This is a genomic window from Parapedobacter pyrenivorans (genome assembly GCF_014636865.1).
Taxonomy (GTDB): Bacteria; Bacteroidota; Bacteroidia; order Sphingobacteriales; family Sphingobacteriaceae; genus Parapedobacter; species Parapedobacter pyrenivorans.
Window position 1 is genome coordinate 84,597 of the sequence record NZ_BMER01000003.1, and the last position, 15,135, is coordinate 99,731.

The window sequence follows — 15,135 nt, forward strand, 5'->3', positions numbered from 1 at the left end:
AATCAAATCTTACATATACGTGCCTTTTGTTGACGATGCAAAGGTAAGTAAAAATATAATTGCATATAGAAGCAACTTTAGTTAAGTTTGCTCTCCAGCGAAAAAATCAAACAATCCGGTTGCGATTGCGTTGGCCATAACAGACAAACCCATAACGATATGATGACAACTTCTCGTCGCGATTTCCTACAAAAGTTGGCCGTGTCGGCGGCGGCCGTGCCATTCCTGTCGACTGATGTATTTGCTGGTCTACGACCCACTGCGCAGGGCTCTGTGCTACGGGTAGCACTTATGGGGCTCGGGGGCTATGCCTCGCGGGTAGCCGAGTCCATGCAGTCCTGCAAACGGGCTAAAATAACCGGATTGATCAGCGGCACCCCGGCCAAGCTAGATGAATGGGGTGCGAAATACGGCGTTCCCGAAGGGAGCCGGTATAACTATGAAAATTTCGACAAGATCAAGGATAATCCGGATATTGATGCGGTATACGTGATTACGCCAAATGCCCTCCATCACGACCAAGTAATCCGGGTGGCTAAAGCCGGTAAACACGCCATCTGCGAAAAGCCAATGGCGCTCAATGCGGCAGAAGGCGAGGAAATGATAGCGGCCTGTGCTGCTGCCGGCGTGAAATTACTGGTGGGTTATCGGCTGCATTTTGAAGCTAAAACATTGGAAGTGGTGAGAATGCGCAGCGAAGGTGAATTTGGGAAAATCAAATTCTTTCAAGGGCAATGTGGTTTTCGGATCGGCGACCCGAACCAGTGGCGGCTAGATAAGGCGCTAGCGGGTGGCGGTGCGATGATGGATATCGGTATATATGCGATAAACGGGGCTCGCTATATGGTGGGTGAAGAGCCAATTTGGGTAACCGCCCAAGAAACCAAAACGGATACGGTAAAATTTAAAGAGGGGGTGGATGAAACCATTCTCTTCCAATTGGGCTTCCCAAGCGGTGCTGTGGCCTCTTGCTTGTCTACCTACAATATGAATTACCTCGACCGCTTTTTCCTCAACGGCGAAAAAGGGTTTGCTGAGTTACAACCGTCTACCGGGTATGGTCCCATTGAAGGGCGCACGAACAAGGGTAAACTGACACAGCCCCATGTAACCCACCAAACGCAACAAATGGATGAAATGGCGGGCATTATCTTGGACGGCAATGAGCCAGTGGTACCGGTAGACGGCCTCGAAGGGCTGAAGGACCTGAAGGTAATCGATGCGATATACCGGGCTTGTGCAACAGGCGAACGGCAGGAACTGAAGCTAGTTTAGCGATTTGCTGTGGCCCGCACTGATGGCTAGCTACAGGAGCTTGGTCCACTTGCCGGACTTCTTGAAGTACTTGATAGTGCCGTAATAAACAGCCAGGATTAGCAGTATGACAATAAGCCAGGTGTTTCGGGTGGTTGTATCCCACTGCCAATGGGTGTACTTGAATACCAATATCAGCGTGATCGCTAACAGCCAGATCACTTGTGTATTGTACTCCCGCACCAGCCAGCGCCGCCATGAAAAATGCATACCGGAGATGGTTTTCCCCAACCCTACGGGATTGATCAACCACCGATGTACGCGTTTTGAATAGGCGTCGAACTGGCTACCAAACTTGTTTCTCAGAAAATGTTCCTCGGCCAAAACAATGGCTTGGTAAATAAAGAGGAAAAGCGGAATGAAAACCAATACGTATAGCAATGAATTGACAAGGATCCCCACGCCGACCAGCATCAAGATGTTGCCTACATATAATGGATTACGGCAATGCGCAAAGATGCCATTGGTGACCAATTCGTTGGCATACACTTTTTTATCCTTACCACCCCGCACAATGTAGGCCAACGAAATCGTCGCCCCGCGGATAAGCTGCCCCAAAATGGTCACAGTAAGGCCGATAAACAGGGGAAACTTGTAATAGCCAAGGCCAAAGGTCGCCTCGTCGAAAATTGATCGCGACGGAATGAAAAGCGCAAGGTAAAGGAAAATAAAGACGTAATTCCGGTACTTGAAGAAAAAATTGCCAATCTGAATCATTACAACATTAATTTTTTACGGCAATAAATCCTGAAAAATTATACCATTTAAAGAATACTTCCGTATGGCTGAAACCAGCTTCCATTAGCATCTTCATGTTTTCGCTCAGCTTATAGGGAATCAGCACATTCTCCAATGCTTCCCGTTTTTGGGAAATCTCCAATTCGCTATAATGGTTGCGACGTTTGTAATCGTAATAATAGGTAATGAAATTACGGTTGAATAGGCTGTCTTCTGCCAATATCTTTTCTGAAATAAGCAATACGCCACCCGGTTTAAGGCCTTCGTATACTTTCCTAAGCAACCTCTCCCGGTATATCGGCCGTACAAACTGGAGCGTGAGACAAAGGATTACCACCGATGCATTTTCAATTTCGAAATCTTGGTGAAGATCGGCATTTTTCAACTCATACTCCCGCGTAAGCCCGGCCTCTTTGAGCTTCTCCGCACATTTCTGCAACATATCTTTTGAGTCATCTACGCCTACAAAGCGTACCCGCCCATCCACCAGTGGATCCAAGTTGAGGAATGTGGTACCCGTTGAGCAACCCAGGTCGTAAACATTGGTATCTGCAACAGCGAATTCTGCCGCTTGTTCGATGATCATCCGTTGGATTTCGGTATAAAATGGAACGGAGCGCTCCACCATATCATCAAATGCATTGGCTACGGTTGCACCAAACTTGAAATCTGAGGGCTTTTTGATCACCTCATTGAATACATCGTCCTTTTTCTTTGTCATAAAGTTCCTAGGCTACACACCTCAGTGATTGAATGGCGACCAAAGTAGCCGCGAAATCTGGAAAGAATCTGGAAAGAATGCGCAAACGTCAATGCTCTTCCTTAAAATATACCTTGTAGTAATTCATGCCCTTTTCGTCGTCGTAACCCTTTTCGATATACTCCCTTTTGCCATGTACGTAGATGTGGAAGTTTTTATCCAATTTCAACACACTTTTATAAGTAGCCTGAGCTTTTTTCACGGCTCCACTTGAGATATCGAACTGTTCACCAAAAGGAGATTCATAGTCCGTTTCAAATTGCTGGCGATAACTGTCAAAGAGCGTAGCTGCCTTCGGGTTGCCCAACACTTCTTCTTCGAATTCTTGCTTTTTGAATGTTTCATGTTCCTTGAAGTAATCCATAGAGCGGTTTAGCAGGTCAATTTTATCGGTGCGTTCCAATTCAAACGCGTCATCCAGGCCTTCATTCACGAACTGCTTATATACCTTCAGGAAATTGCCCGTTTTGTTGAAGCCGTCGTTGCGTACGCGCACACCTAGGAAATCATCTTTCCAATATACGGCCTCCTGCTGGCGGTTGGTCTGGTCAACGACCAGCACCTTATATCCTTGGTCGCTTTCCGTATTGATGATAAGACATCCTTTATCCAATTTGTTGATATTGATCGCTTCTTGCTCATACCCCAGATGAAACATCCCCTGGGCGGGAGAAACTTTAAGAAAAGGCTCCTTGGTCTCTGATTTAAATATCCCGATAGCATCGTGGACCTCCCCTTCCAGTTGCACATCACGGAGTTGCACTACATAGAGTTCGCCCCCCTTGATATTGGGATGGTTGGATGCCTCAAAGAGGTGCTTGCCGATTTGCTGCCCGAATGCCTGAAAATCCAATTCGCCTTCAAAAAATGATTTACAAAAATGGTAGATCTCATTCAACGCCAGCGTTTCGCTGGAATGGAATAGCCGATATACCTCATTGAGCTTGGCAAATGGGCTGAGGAAATAATGCATCAATAAGGTGGCCAATAGCTCATCCTCCAAAACGAAGGGCGATTCACTAAGTACATAGAATTCGTCATTCTGCTTATTGCCTACGCGATGAATAGCTAATTGTTCGATAGTAGCGTCTGTATGGTAAAACATGTTCTTAAATGGGTTAATGCATTTCAATGATATAGTTGGATGGCCGCTTCGAAGGTGTGGCAATGCGCATCGACAATATCTCGGATCTGAACGGAATAGCCGCCGCCCATACTCACCTGCACAGGCACTCGGGCTGCGTGACAATAGCCGAACACCAATTCATCCCGCTTCCGGCAGCCCGCCTTGGTTAACGCCAGCTTGCCCAGCTTGTCGGTCGCAAGCACGTCAACCCCAGCCTGATAAAACACAAAGTCGGGCTGAACGCGTTCGAAAATCAAGGCTAAATGATATTGCAGCAACTCAAGATAAGCCTCGTCTCCCACTCCGTCGGGCAGCCCGATATCTACGTCAGACCGTTCCTTGCGAAAAGGGAAATTCCGCTCGCCGTGCATGGAAAATGTAAACACGCGCGGTTCCTCCTCAAAAAGCTGTGCTGTACCATTGCCTTGATGAACATCCAAATCGATGATCAACACGCGCTGGCGAATGGCGCTGTTGAGCAGCCAGGCCGCTGCTATCCCCTGATCGTTGAGCAGGCAAAACCCCTCGCCCCAGTCGCGCCCGGCATGATGCGTACCTCCAGCTACGTTAAATGCCACGCCGTGCGTTATCGCAAATAGGCACCCATCAACCGTGCCCTTTACAATACGTAATTCACGTTCCACCAATGGCGCGGAAAGCGGAAATCCGATACGCCTAATCATGGCAGGAGACAGGGCTACGTCAAGCAATTGGCGACAATACTCCGGCGCGTGGGCTTGGACAATGGTCGCTAAGTCTGCCGGCTCGGGCTCAAAGAAGCTGGATACCGGTACCGTTCCACGATGCAATAGTTGCGCAGGTATCAGATCGTATTTTTCCATCGGAAAGCGATGGCCCGCTGGCAACGGATGCGAATAACTGGGATGGTAAGCAATCTTGAGCAATGGACCACACGTTTGATTCGACGAAGATAGCAATTGAGTACGCCTTTTTCATACAAAGTTGTTTTATTGAGATAAAAATTCCATTTTTGGGAGTTAACAAAGATGTGATAAGCCGAACCATGGATAGTACACCAACACTCCCTATTTTATCAGCCGAAGAACAGCGTATACTGGGCTCGCTGATGGAAAAATCAAAAACCACCCCTGAATATTACCCGCTCACCCTGAACGCGTTGGTTGCAGCATGCAATCAGAAAACATCTCGGAAACCTGTGGTGAATTACGATGACAGTACGGTTGTCGCCACATTAGACTCACTCCGGAAAAAGGGATTGGTATCAACGGTTGTGGGCGGCTCCAGCCGGGTTACTAAGTACAAACACAATTTTGCAATCGTATTCCCGGTGGTTCCGGCCGAGGTGACCATCATATGCCTGTTGCTATTGCGCGGACCACAGACGCCGGGCGAACTGAATACGAACTCGGGAAGGATGCACGAATTCGAATCATTGGAGGAAGTGCAATCACTTTTGGACAACTTAGCCAATGCGGAATCTCCATATGTAAAGCAACTGCCCAAGCGACCGGGACAAAAAGAAGCCCGGTATATGCAGCTGCTGGGGGGAGGCACCATCCCGGACGAAAGCGACCTGGAGCTCAGTGATGGGAGCACATCAGCCGAACTGGCCAACCGAGTTACCAAACTGGAAACGGAATTGGCCGCCCTGCGTGCCGAATTTGACAAATTGATGCAGGAATTATCATAATTATGATGTACCGGAAGCGCACAAAAACTAAAACCAGTTAATCGTTGTTATATTTACGGAAGTTATCGATATCAACCCAGTAGTTATGGAAACAAAACCAGTAACATACACCCGCATACTCATCGCAACAGATGATAGCGAGTGTTCAAAAAAGGCGTTGCAGCATGGATACGGACTTGCCAAACTGATGGAATCGTCTGTGGCATTGATTCACGTAATCGAACCTGCCGCGCCGACCAATTATGGTGCCGATCCGCTGATGGGGCAACAACCGATCATCATCCCTGAAACCACGGAAATGCAGGAAGAAAATTCCAAAACCATGTTGGATGAGATCAGCAAAGGTCTTCAAGATGTGAAAGAAGTGTTTACGTTCAGCCGAATAGGCAACCCAAAGCAGGAGATACTTACCGTAGCCAATGAATGGGCGGCCGATCTTATCATTATGGGCACCCACGGCCGAACGGGGTTTGATCATTTTATATCAGGCAGCGTATCCGAAAGCGTAACACGCAGAGCACCTTGTCCGGTATTGGTAGTGCCCGGCAAATGTTAAATAAGGGCAAGTTCATAAACCACTAAAAAGGCCCTCCGTCGATTGAAAGAGGGCCCCTTTACATATTTTTCGAGAAACGCAGCCCCTTGCATCACTCCCCGTGCAGCCACGCCTTTTTGGCTAACAGCTCTTCTTCCGTTTCACGGATATCTTCGTCATCCACACAACAGTCTACCGGACATACCGCGGCACACTGCGGCTCGTCATGAAAACCCACACATTCCGTGCATTTATCGGAAACGATGTAATAAACTTCATCGGACAAGGCGACTTGTTCTTCGTCCGCATCAAGCGTCGTACCGTCGCCGAAATCAATAACGCCGCTCAGATTAGTACCTTCAGCAAACCGCCAACTCACCCCAGCATCGTATATTGCATTATTCGGGCATTCCGGCTCGCACGCCCCACAATTGATGCATTCATCTGTTATCTTAATTGCCATCTAACTTCTACGAAATATAATTAAAATAAAAAAACCTACTTTTGCAACTTGATGTGAAAAAGTTCACTACAAAACTAGTCGTCTTTTTGTTACCAACCAAATTTGGTCACAAATATACAACAAATCTCGTGTATTACAGCTCTTAAGATTCATATTTTGACAAAGAAACAACGTATAGAAGCTTTCGTTCAACTTGGGAAATACCTCATTTCCGGCAACCCGCACCTACGGCAAATCATCGAATCCGCCCAATACCATAACCCGTGGTTTACATTGCCCAATGTCCAGAAGGCGGTGAATGCGATTGCATTGAATTTATCGGAAGATCGGCTGCAAAAATGGCTGGCCCCCTACCCCTTTGATGATGAGTCGAATAAAACCGTTGGACTCGTCCTAGCCGGAAACATCCCGCTAGTTGGCTTCCACGACATCCTGTGTGTGCTTTGTGCGGGCTTTAACGTACAGGTAAAGCCCGCAACAGACGACCCTACAGTTACCGCACACCTACTTGAAAAACTTCAGGATATCAACCCTGCCTTTGCTTCCGAGATCCGTATTACTGAGCGGCTTAAGGATTTCGATATGGTAATCGCCACCGGCAATGATAACAGCGCCCGGTACTTTACGTATTATTTCGGCGAAAAGCCGCATATCATCCGGAAAAACCGCAACAGTGCAGCGGTACTGACCGGCAAGGAAAATGCACACGACCTCCAACAACTGGGTAACGATGTGTTTGACTATTTTGGCCTCGGCTGCCGGAGTGTCTCTAAGCTATTCGTACCCCAGGACTATGACATTTCGGTATTTTTTGATGGCATATCTTCTTTTCGCGATTGCATCAATCATCACAAATATGCCAATAATTACGATTACAACAAGTCCATTTACCTCATCAACGGCAATCCACATTTTGACAATGGATTCTTGTTGGTCAAGCCCGACGAACGGATGGCTTCGCCATTGGGAGTACTGCACCTCGAGGAATACCGAGATGCGGACTCGCTGACTAAGCGGCTGAACGCACTGCACGACCAGCTACAATGTGTAGTCAGCAGCGATCAATTGGCGATTGCTACACCGCAAGTCGACTTCGGGCAAAGCCAGCAGCCCGCGCTCAACGACTATGCGGACGGTTTGAACACGTTGGATTTTTTGGCCAAACACCGATAACCCCTTTATCTTTCACGTAATTAATACTAACTTTGCACACCATGTATCTGATCAAAGTTAAGGGTGTGGCCAAAATACCGGATTATGTCCAACTGCGTGACGATGCCTTCACTTTGCTTGCTTACTTCAGGGTAGACCGCCCTGACAAATCCTTGGAAAAATTAGGGCTGGGCAATAAAGCAGTGTACATTATGGAAGTTGTCAGGGAAATGCCTTTCGGACAAATTAAAAAAATAGAATTGTAAAACATTATGATAGGCGATACGGTAATCACACTCAAAAACGTCGATATCTACCAACCCAAGCATCTCGTACTTGCTAATGTTAACCTGAAAATCGATAAGGGCGAATTTGTATTCCTAATCGGCCAAACCGGGAGTGGCAAGAGCAGCCTGTTGAAAATCATCTATGGTGAACTACACATTGCCAGTGGTGAAGGGATGGTTGCCGGCTTCGACTTAAAAAAACTCAGTGAACGAGAAGTACCTTTCCTGCGTAGAAAATTGGGCATCGTTTTCCAGGATTTCCACCTACTCACGGACCGTACCGTAGAAAAGAACCTGGAATTTGCCCTTCGCGCCACGGGTTGGAAAGACAAAAACCTAATCACCAACCGGATGCTGGACGTGCTCGAAAAGGTAGGCCTCCGCTCTAAGCTCAAGAAAATGCCTCATGAACTATCCGGTGGTGAGCAGCAACGCGTGGTCATTGCCCGTGCTTTGCTCAATAATCCCGAAATTATCCTGGCCGATGAACCTACCGGCAACCTGGACCCCGAGACCTCTGAAGAAATCGTTTTGTTATTGAAAGAAATCAGTCGATCCGGAACTGCAATCCTAATGGCCACGCATGATTACCAAATCATCCGTAATATGCCTTCACGTATCATCAAAACGGGAGATGGCGCATTGCAAGACAATGTGTCAATATAAGCCTGCTTACATGGCGAAAGCTAGCGCTAATGCGCCATTTTGTAAGCATGGCGCGCCGCGAAACTGACAGGGTGACGGAGTTTCATAGCTGGCAATGAAATTGCGTGACCGAACTACGGTTGACAACAACAGGATGACAGCTATGGCAAAAGACAAGAACAAAAGAAATTACGATAACAACGACATAATGGGAGAAAAAGAAGCTGCTGCGCAGGAAATCCAGACGGCCGACGATGCCCAAATCGAAAAAGAAATTGATCCTGCGGCTGATGAGCCTACAGAAACACAACGATTGACTGCCGAATTGGCTGCGGCCAATGACAAGTATATGCGCTTATATGCTGAGTTTGATAATTACAAGCGCCGGATTGCAAAGGAGCGCGTCGAACTCATGCAAACCGCCGGCAAGGAAATCATTGCCAACCTACTACCGGCAATCGATGATTTCGACCGGGCGTTAAAGGCCTTTGAAACCGCTACTGAACTCGCTCCGTTGCAAGAGGGCGTGTCTTTGGTTGGCCAAAAGCTGAAGACCATCCTTACCAACCAGGGATTGAAGGAGATGGAATCGATAGGAAAACCGTTCGATGCAGAGTTGCAGGAAGCGATCACCAACGTACCGGCTGCCAGTGATGACCTGAAAGGCAAGGTAATTGACGAAATCGAAAAGGGCTACTTTTTACATGGTAAGGTGTTGCGCCATGCCAAAGTCGTTGTAGGCAGTTAACAGACAAGCAAGCATGGCAAAACGAGATTATTACGATGTATTAGGTATTTCCCGCAACGCCGATCAAGCCGAGATAAAGTCGGCTTATCGGAAATTGGCTATTAAGTACCACCCAGACAAAAATCCAGACAACAAAGAAGCCGAAGAGAAATTTAAGGAAGCTGCTGAAGCTTATGAAGTACTCAGCAACTCCGAAAAGCGGCAACGCTATGACCAATTTGGCCATGCCGGTGGTGCTTCAGGTGGTTTCGGTGGCGGTGGTATGAATATGGAAGATATATTCAGCCAATTTGGAGACATCTTCGGCGGCGGCGGCAGTCCGTTTGAAAGCTTTTTCGGTGGTGGGGGCCAACGTGGTGGTCGTCGTGTCACCAAAGGATCCAACTTACGTATCAAGGTAAAACTCACCCTGCACGAAATCGCTAAGGGTGCCGAAAAGAAAATCAAGGTAAACAAGCAAGTGGTATGTTCCACCTGCGACGGCAGCGGCGCCAAGGATAAATCTTCATTCCACACCTGTCGCACCTGCGGCGGCACGGGTGCTGTACGACGGGTTACCAATACCATTTTGGGCCAGATGCAAACAACCAGCACTTGCCCTACCTGTAATGGCGAAGGCGTAGAAATATCCGCGAAATGTACGGCATGCCATGGCGACGGACTGGTGCGTGGTGAAGAAACAATCAGCATCAACATACCTGCCGGCGTAAGCGAGGGCATGCAGTTATCCATGAGTGGAAAAGGAAATGCCGCCCCGCGTGGCGGGGTACCCGGCGACTTGATTATCCTTATTGAAGAGCTACCACATGAAAGCCTGAAAAGGGACGGAACAAATGTTATCTATGACCTGTATGTCAATTTTGTCGACGCGGCATTGGGTACTAGCGTAGAAATCCCCACCATAGACGGCAAAGCGAAAATCAAAATTGAATCGGGCACTCAAGGCGGAAAAATACTGCGACTAAAGGGAAAAGGCGTGCCTGAGGTCAACTCCTACCATAAAGGTGACCAGCTCGTGTATGTCAATGTATGGACGCCTAAAGCGGTATCGTCAGAAGAGAAAGATCTGCTCGAACGCCTGCGCAACTCTCCAAATTTCAAACCCCAGCCCGGCAGGAATGAAAAAACCTTTTTTGAACGAATAAAGGAATATTTCGAATAATAAGAGCATCGCTCCTTTAATCATATTGAGCTAAGCACCACAGTGCTTAGCTTTTTTTGTATGAACTTATGCAGACTGACATTTAATGTCAAAAAGTCAATATGAAATAAGACAACATGGCGCGGCACGTTCAAACGGTTCAAAAAACGCAATAAACATGTTAGTTAATAGCGCAATCATCGTAAAAAAAAGCTTGATTTAAGCACTGAACCTATCCATTAAGCTCGTCCAATCAAAAGCGACACCGGGATGACAAAACGGACCATTTGGTGACAAACTTTGGCATTTGTATTGCATAACTGACTTCATAAGTCAAATAGTTCAAATGCAAAAAATGAGGACTGGATGACAATAATTTTAACTAAATTTTTAATAACATCATGAAAAAACTATTTTTAACTTTAACAGCAGCCGTAGCAGTAACATTCGCAGCTAATGCACAAACCGAAAAAGGAAAGACTATCCTTGGCGGAAATGTGTCGTACGATTACACCAATGTAAAAGATGTTGACGGAAGTGTTCAGGGTTTTTCTATCTTACCTAATGTCGGCGTATTTGTTAGCGACAATGTGGCGGTTGGATTGGGAATAGGCTACGCTTGGAATCAGGAAGATGATGGCACTGAGAAAGCTAAGCTTGGGCAATTCGTGGCCGCTCCGTATGCCAGACTTTACAAAGGCGACGGCGACTTTAAGTTCTTCGGTCAAGTATCCGTTCCAATGGCTTGGGGCAACTCCAAAGTCGATGATACGAAAATTTCCAAATCAGAACATTACGGTGTTGAATTGGCACCAGGCTTTGCGTACTTCCCTACCGACAAGATCGGCATTGAATTTTCCGTACGAGGCTTGTATTATCAAAATGCCAGCACTACGCCTGAAGGCGGTAGCAAAACCAGCACCAACTCATTTGGTTTGAACGCCAATTCATTGGCCCCGAAAATCGGTGTCCAGTTCTATTTCTAAGAAATAGACACAACGGATAAAAAAGCGCCTTGGCCAACCGCCAAGGCGCTTTTTTTATATAAATTAAAGATAAGCTAATGCTTTCTTACCCGAGTTGTTGTTGTCCGTCGTTTCGCCTCGCAGAATAGAGACTTGAACCAAAAAAGAAAGGTTTCCAAACGGGGAGAATGGAAACCTTTACTAACCAATTATAAACCTAAATTATGAAGCTGCAAAGGTACTATTTATTTTACACTTTGCAAATTATTTTAACTTATTTTCAAAAACCCCACACAGTAAACAACCAATCGACATAAAGTGCTTTATACCAATCCTATACACAACTATTTATCGGTCTACCTCTCCCAAAACAATATCTATGGAACCTAATATCGCCACCAAGTCTGCAATCAGCACACCTTTCGCCAATTCCGGCAACACCGAAAGGTTGTTGAAACTTGGTCCCCGGGCTTTCACCCGTTTAGGGATATCGGTCTTTTCCTGAGTAACAAAATAGAAACCCAGTTCGCCCTTCGGGTTTTCGGCCCTCACATAATAATCCTGGGCTTTCAAGTTGACCTTTTTGGGCACGAGTGCACGCGGATCAAAATCTGCCGTGCGCTTCAGTTCCTTGGTCAACAGCGCTAAGCATTGCTCGATAATCCGTACGGACTCCCTAACTTCATCTACCCGCACCTTGAAACGGTCCCAGCAGTCGCCCAAGCGTCCAGCCTGCCCCTTACCCACCGGAATATCAAACTCAAGCTCGGGATATACCGAATATCCATCTGCCCTTCGTAAATCCCACTTGATTCCGGAGGCGCGCAACATGGGTCCGGAACAACCATAGTTGATGGCAACGTCGGCGGGCAACATACCAATATTTGCGGTTCGCGAAATAAAAATCTGGTTTTCGGTAAGGAGTTCATCCAATTCTATCAATTTCGGCTTGAAATATCGGATAAATTCGATGCAACGTTCCTCGAAGCCTACGGGCAGGTCGTAGAATAAACCACCTACCCAGATGTAATTGTATAGCATCCTTGATCCCGAAGCCCACTCCAGCATGTTCATGATATGCTCCCGATCCCGGAAACACCACATAAATGGCGTAAATGCTCCAATATCGATACCGTATGTACCTATCGCAATCAGGTGCGACGCGATGCGGTTGAGTTCACATACCAGTACGCGGATGTATTCGACCCGTTTAGGAATTTGCTTATCGATACCCAGCATACGCTCTACCCCCATTACAAAAGCATGGCTATTATTCATCGAAGCCAAGTAATCCATCCGGTCGGTAAACGGAATAGTCTTCCCGTAATTCATCGATTCCGCATGTTTCTCAAAGCAGCGGTGCAAATAGCCAAGATGTGGGATGACTTCCTTGACGATTTCCCCATCAGTAATCAACTGCAACCGCAACACGCCATGGGTAGATGGGTGTTGGGGCCCCATATTGATAATCATCTCCTCCGCTGCTATCGACTCCAACCGCGCTTCATGCGCCCGTTGTGCTTCTTGATAAAGGTTGTTCGCTACCGCTGGCATAATGTTCGCTTCTTTATTTAATCGCTATTCCATGGTATGCTTCAGCTTCCTTATAATCTTTGCGCAAAGGGTATCCTTCCCAGTCATCCGGCAATAATATCCGCCTTAGGTCGCGATGTCCTTCAAAATAGATTCCCACAAGATCAAATGCTTCCCGTTCGTGCCACTCCGCTGTTCGCCATACCTCGCTCACCGTGGGTATGACGGGAAGATTATCCAATTGCCTGTCATTTTGCACAATTACCTTAAGGGTAAGCTGCTGATTATACGGTATTGACGCTAAGTGATAAACAACGGTAAAGGTACCTGCCGTCACCCCATCATCCACCGCGCTGATACAGGAAAGGAAATCAAAATAGGTTTCTTGGTGATCCCGAAGAAACAAGCATACCTGCGGTAGGGCTTCCTTGGCTACAGTCAGTGCCGGCTGCAACACCGACTGTTCGTCAGCGATTACTATCTCCAAGCCAAACGCTGCTTCCAGTAATTCCCGTATACGTGCTATCGTTTCCATATGGTTAAGGATTATAAGGATTAGGGCGCTAGTCTTGTTATGTTCCAACCTCTTTCAAACCGCCTGTAGACCAATCGATCATGGAGTCTGCTTGCCCTTCCCTGCCAAAATTCCAAGGTATCGGGTAAAAGCCTATATCCGCCCCAATACGCTGGCCGTGGAATTGGTTCAATAGCTTTATAACGCTTCTCCAATTCAGCCAATTGTGTATCCAGCATCAGCCGATCAGGAATCTCTCGGCTCTGCGGGGAAGCGATGGCGCCCAATTGACTTCCTTTGGGCCGGGAGTGAAAGTATGCATCAGAATGCGCTGCGGACATTTTCTCCACGCGCCCCGTTACGCGCACCTGCCGCTGCAATTCCGGCCAGAAAAACAGCAAAGCCGCATAGGGATTTTCAGCCAATTCCGCTCCTTTCTGGCTTTCGTAGTTAGTGAAAAAACCGAAACCAGTCTCATCCAAATCCTTCAACAGTACAATTCTTGAAGATGGTCGACCAGAGGCCGATACGGTAGACAACGTCATCGCATTGGGCTCCATGACCTTTTTGTCTATCGCGTCGTCAAACCAATGCCGGAATTGCTCAATAGCATCTGTAACGACTTCATACTCACTCAACTCCCCCATTCGATACTCTGCCCGGATGGCTGCGATATCGGTTTGCTTCATTCGCTATTTCTTGTAATAGGTCATGGCCTCTGGTATCAACTTTTGGATATTGTTTATCCGCCGTGCATCGCTGGGGTGCGTACTGAGAAATTCAGGCGGGGCACCTCCACCCTGGGCTTGCTTTGCCTGAGCCATACGCTCCCAAAACCCGATCGCTTCATTGGGATTATAGCCGGCCATAGCCATAAAGACCAATCCCAACCGGTCGGCTTCGCTTTCTTGGTTGCGTGAATAATTCAGTAACGCAAGTTGCCCCCCTAGCCCGTATGCCGTGTTGAGCACCGATCGGGTTGTGCTGGATTTTTCTGAAGTGGCTACATCCACGGCTACTCCCCCTGCTTGCGCGATAATGGTTTGTGACATGCGCTCAGCCGAATGTTTCGCGATGGCATGGGCTACTTCATGCCCCATTACCGTAGCCAGCCCCGCTTCGTTTTTGGTAACGGGCAGTATGCCGGAATAAACCGCCACTTTCCCGCCAGGCATGCACCATGCATTGATTTGGTCCTCTTGTATCAAGTTAAACTCCCAGTCGAAATTGTACTGGTCACCGTATCCGTTTTCTTGCAGGAAACGATTCACGGCTCCTGCAATGTTTTTACCTACACGCTGCACCATTTGTGCTTGCGACGTGCTCTTGACTACTTTGGTCTTCGAATCGTTGAGTAAATCCTTATACACCAGCGCTGCTTGTTGCTGGATTTCGGATTCATTGACTAGACTCAACTGTCTCCGTCCGGTCAACGGCACGGTCGCGCACGATGCAATGACAACAAGGGTCAATAATAAACAGGAACTTTTAACGAATGCGTTCATGATATTTAAAATTAAATGCGATGGTCAATATCCACTA

The 15,135-nt window shown here is 47.2% G+C and carries 18 protein-coding genes; 9 read left to right on the forward strand and 9 right to left on the reverse strand.

What is annotated here, in order from left to right; translation table 11 throughout:
- The first annotated feature begins 159 nt into the window (after positions 1 to 159).
- Positions 160 to 1,275 carry a Gfo/Idh/MocA family protein gene (locus tag IEV98_RS15120; RefSeq protein ID WP_229738782.1) on the forward strand — a complete coding sequence of 372 codons (1,116 nt, stop codon included), beginning with the start codon at positions 160 to 162 and terminating at the stop codon, positions 1,273 to 1,275.
- 30 nt (positions 1,276 to 1,305) lie between these two features.
- On the opposite strand, the gene IEV98_RS15125 is transcribed toward IEV98_RS15120, so the two are convergent.
- The 4 genes from IEV98_RS15125 to IEV98_RS15140 all read right to left on the reverse strand — a co-directional run bounded on the left by IEV98_RS15125 (position 1,306) and on the right by IEV98_RS15140 (position 4,843).
- Entirely contained in the window at positions 1,306 to 2,031 is a 726-nt protein-coding gene (locus tag IEV98_RS15125) for a methyltransferase family protein (RefSeq protein WP_188506864.1), read from the reverse strand.
- A 7-nt stretch (positions 2,032 to 2,038) separates the two neighbouring features.
- The gene (cmoA, locus tag IEV98_RS15130) at positions 2,039 to 2,773 is read right to left on the reverse strand and encodes a carboxy-S-adenosyl-L-methionine synthase CmoA (protein ID WP_188506865.1); all 735 of its coding nucleotides are present in this window, start codon (positions 2,771 to 2,773) and stop codon (positions 2,039 to 2,041) included.
- A gap of 88 nt (positions 2,774 to 2,861) precedes the next feature.
- Positions 2,862 to 3,917, reverse strand: coding sequence for a nucleoid-associated protein (locus IEV98_RS15135; RefSeq protein ID WP_188506866.1), 1,056 nt, complete (start codon positions 3,915 to 3,917; stop codon positions 2,862 to 2,864).
- 23 nt (positions 3,918 to 3,940) lie between these two features.
- A complete protein-coding gene (locus tag IEV98_RS15140) occupies positions 3,941 to 4,843 on the reverse strand; it encodes a histone deacetylase family protein (protein ID WP_188506867.1) in 903 nt (300 codons plus the stop codon).
- A gap of 119 nt (positions 4,844 to 4,962) precedes the next feature.
- Between IEV98_RS15140 and IEV98_RS15145 the strand changes: the two genes are divergently transcribed.
- Complete coding sequence (locus IEV98_RS15145) at positions 4,963 to 5,610, forward strand: YceH family protein (RefSeq protein WP_188506868.1); 648 nt, start codon at positions 4,963 to 4,965, stop codon at positions 5,608 to 5,610.
- Between the two features lie 85 nt (positions 5,611 to 5,695).
- On the forward strand, positions 5,696 to 6,166 hold the full coding sequence (locus tag IEV98_RS15150; RefSeq protein WP_188506869.1) for a universal stress protein: 471 nt from the start codon (positions 5,696 to 5,698) through the stop codon (positions 6,164 to 6,166).
- Between the two features lie 91 nt (positions 6,167 to 6,257).
- On the opposite strand, the gene IEV98_RS15155 is transcribed toward IEV98_RS15150, so the two are convergent.
- Positions 6,258 to 6,608, reverse strand: a complete 351-nt coding sequence (locus IEV98_RS15155; RefSeq protein ID WP_188506870.1) for a 4Fe-4S dicluster domain-containing protein — start codon at positions 6,606 to 6,608, stop codon at positions 6,258 to 6,260.
- Positions 6,609 to 6,764: 156 nt separating this feature from the next.
- Between IEV98_RS15155 and IEV98_RS15160 the strand changes: the two genes are divergently transcribed.
- The 6 genes from IEV98_RS15160 to IEV98_RS15185 all read left to right on the forward strand — a co-directional run bounded on the left by IEV98_RS15160 (position 6,765) and on the right by IEV98_RS15185 (position 11,567).
- Complete coding sequence (locus IEV98_RS15160; protein ID WP_188506871.1) at positions 6,765 to 7,781, forward strand: aldehyde dehydrogenase family protein; 1,017 nt, start codon at positions 6,765 to 6,767, stop codon at positions 7,779 to 7,781.
- A 41-nt stretch (positions 7,782 to 7,822) separates the two neighbouring features.
- Positions 7,823 to 8,026: a fructose-6-phosphate aldolase gene (locus IEV98_RS15165; protein ID WP_188506872.1), complete on the forward strand. Its 204-nt coding sequence runs from the start codon at positions 7,823 to 7,825 to the stop codon at positions 8,024 to 8,026.
- 6 nt (positions 8,027 to 8,032) lie between these two features.
- Positions 8,033 to 8,713 (forward strand): cell division ATP-binding protein FtsE, encoded by a 681-nt coding sequence (locus tag IEV98_RS15170; protein WP_188506873.1) that lies wholly within the window; start codon positions 8,033 to 8,035, stop codon positions 8,711 to 8,713.
- Between the two features lie 187 nt (positions 8,714 to 8,900).
- Entirely contained in the window at positions 8,901 to 9,440 is a 540-nt protein-coding gene (locus IEV98_RS15175; protein ID WP_229738783.1) for a nucleotide exchange factor GrpE, read from the forward strand.
- A 13-nt stretch (positions 9,441 to 9,453) separates the two neighbouring features.
- Positions 9,454 to 10,602, forward strand: coding sequence for a molecular chaperone DnaJ (gene dnaJ / locus IEV98_RS15180; RefSeq protein WP_188506875.1), 1,149 nt, complete (start codon positions 9,454 to 9,456; stop codon positions 10,600 to 10,602).
- Positions 10,603 to 10,982: 380 nt separating this feature from the next.
- Complete coding sequence (locus IEV98_RS15185; RefSeq protein ID WP_188506876.1) at positions 10,983 to 11,567, forward strand: outer membrane beta-barrel protein; 585 nt, start codon at positions 10,983 to 10,985, stop codon at positions 11,565 to 11,567.
- 327 nt (positions 11,568 to 11,894) lie between these two features.
- Here the strand turns inward: IEV98_RS15185 and IEV98_RS15190 are convergent, their stop codons facing one another.
- The 4 genes from IEV98_RS15190 to IEV98_RS15205 all read right to left on the reverse strand — a co-directional run bounded on the left by IEV98_RS15190 (position 11,895) and on the right by IEV98_RS15205 (position 15,098).
- Complete coding sequence (locus tag IEV98_RS15190) at positions 11,895 to 13,019, reverse strand: NADH-quinone oxidoreductase subunit D (protein WP_371870674.1); 1,125 nt, start codon at positions 13,017 to 13,019, stop codon at positions 11,895 to 11,897.
- Positions 13,020 to 13,113: 94 nt separating this feature from the next.
- Complete coding sequence (locus tag IEV98_RS15195) at positions 13,114 to 13,614, reverse strand: NADH-quinone oxidoreductase subunit C (RefSeq protein ID WP_188506878.1); 501 nt, start codon at positions 13,612 to 13,614, stop codon at positions 13,114 to 13,116.
- A 20-nt stretch (positions 13,615 to 13,634) separates the two neighbouring features.
- Positions 13,635 to 14,282: a pyridoxamine 5'-phosphate oxidase gene (gene pdxH / locus IEV98_RS15200; protein ID WP_188506879.1), complete on the reverse strand. Its 648-nt coding sequence runs from the start codon at positions 14,280 to 14,282 to the stop codon at positions 13,635 to 13,637.
- A gap of 3 nt (positions 14,283 to 14,285) precedes the next feature.
- Positions 14,286 to 15,098 (reverse strand): M48 family metallopeptidase, encoded by an 813-nt coding sequence (locus tag IEV98_RS15205; protein ID WP_188506880.1) that lies wholly within the window; start codon positions 15,096 to 15,098, stop codon positions 14,286 to 14,288.
- Positions 15,099 to 15,135 lie beyond the last annotated feature (37 nt).

Bases quoted from the DNA above. Each gene is read 5' to 3' on its own strand.
- IEV98_RS15150 (WP_188506869.1), top strand. From the start codon at position 5,696: ATGGAAACAAAACCAGTAACATACACCCGCATACTCATCGCAACAGAT.
- cmoA (WP_188506865.1), bottom strand. From the start codon at position 2,773: ATGACAAAGAAAAAGGACGATGTATTCAATGAGGTGATCAAAAAGCCC.
- IEV98_RS15120 (WP_229738782.1), top strand. From the start codon at position 160: ATGATGACAACTTCTCGTCGCGATTTCCTACAAAAGTTGGCCGTGTCG.
- IEV98_RS15135 (WP_188506866.1), bottom strand. From the start codon at position 3,917: ATGTTTTACCATACAGACGCTACTATCGAACAATTAGCTATTCATCGC.
- IEV98_RS15175 (WP_229738783.1), top strand. From the start codon at position 8,901: ATGGGAGAAAAAGAAGCTGCTGCGCAGGAAATCCAGACGGCCGACGAT.
- IEV98_RS15145 (WP_188506868.1), top strand. From the start codon at position 4,963: ATGGATAGTACACCAACACTCCCTATTTTATCAGCCGAAGAACAGCGT.
- IEV98_RS15205 (WP_188506880.1), bottom strand. From the start codon at position 15,098: ATGAACGCATTCGTTAAAAGTTCCTGTTTATTATTGACCCTTGTTGTC.
- IEV98_RS15155 (WP_188506870.1), bottom strand. From the start codon at position 6,608: ATGGCAATTAAGATAACAGATGAATGCATCAATTGTGGGGCGTGCGAG.
- dnaJ (WP_188506875.1), top strand. From the start codon at position 9,454: ATGGCAAAACGAGATTATTACGATGTATTAGGTATTTCCCGCAACGCC.
- IEV98_RS15185 (WP_188506876.1), top strand. From the start codon at position 10,983: ATGAAAAAACTATTTTTAACTTTAACAGCAGCCGTAGCAGTAACATTC.
- IEV98_RS15170 (WP_188506873.1), top strand. From the start codon at position 8,033: ATGATAGGCGATACGGTAATCACACTCAAAAACGTCGATATCTACCAA.
- IEV98_RS15195 (WP_188506878.1), bottom strand. From the start codon at position 13,614: ATGGAAACGATAGCACGTATACGGGAATTACTGGAAGCAGCGTTTGGC.
- IEV98_RS15190 (WP_371870674.1), bottom strand. From the start codon at position 13,019: ATGATTATCAATATGGGGCCCCAACACCCATCTACCCATGGCGTGTTG.
- pdxH (WP_188506879.1), bottom strand. From the start codon at position 14,282: ATGAAGCAAACCGATATCGCAGCCATCCGGGCAGAGTATCGAATGGGG.
- IEV98_RS15165 (WP_188506872.1), top strand. From the start codon at position 7,823: ATGTATCTGATCAAAGTTAAGGGTGTGGCCAAAATACCGGATTATGTC.
- IEV98_RS15125 (WP_188506864.1), bottom strand. From the start codon at position 2,031: ATGATTCAGATTGGCAATTTTTTCTTCAAGTACCGGAATTACGTCTTT.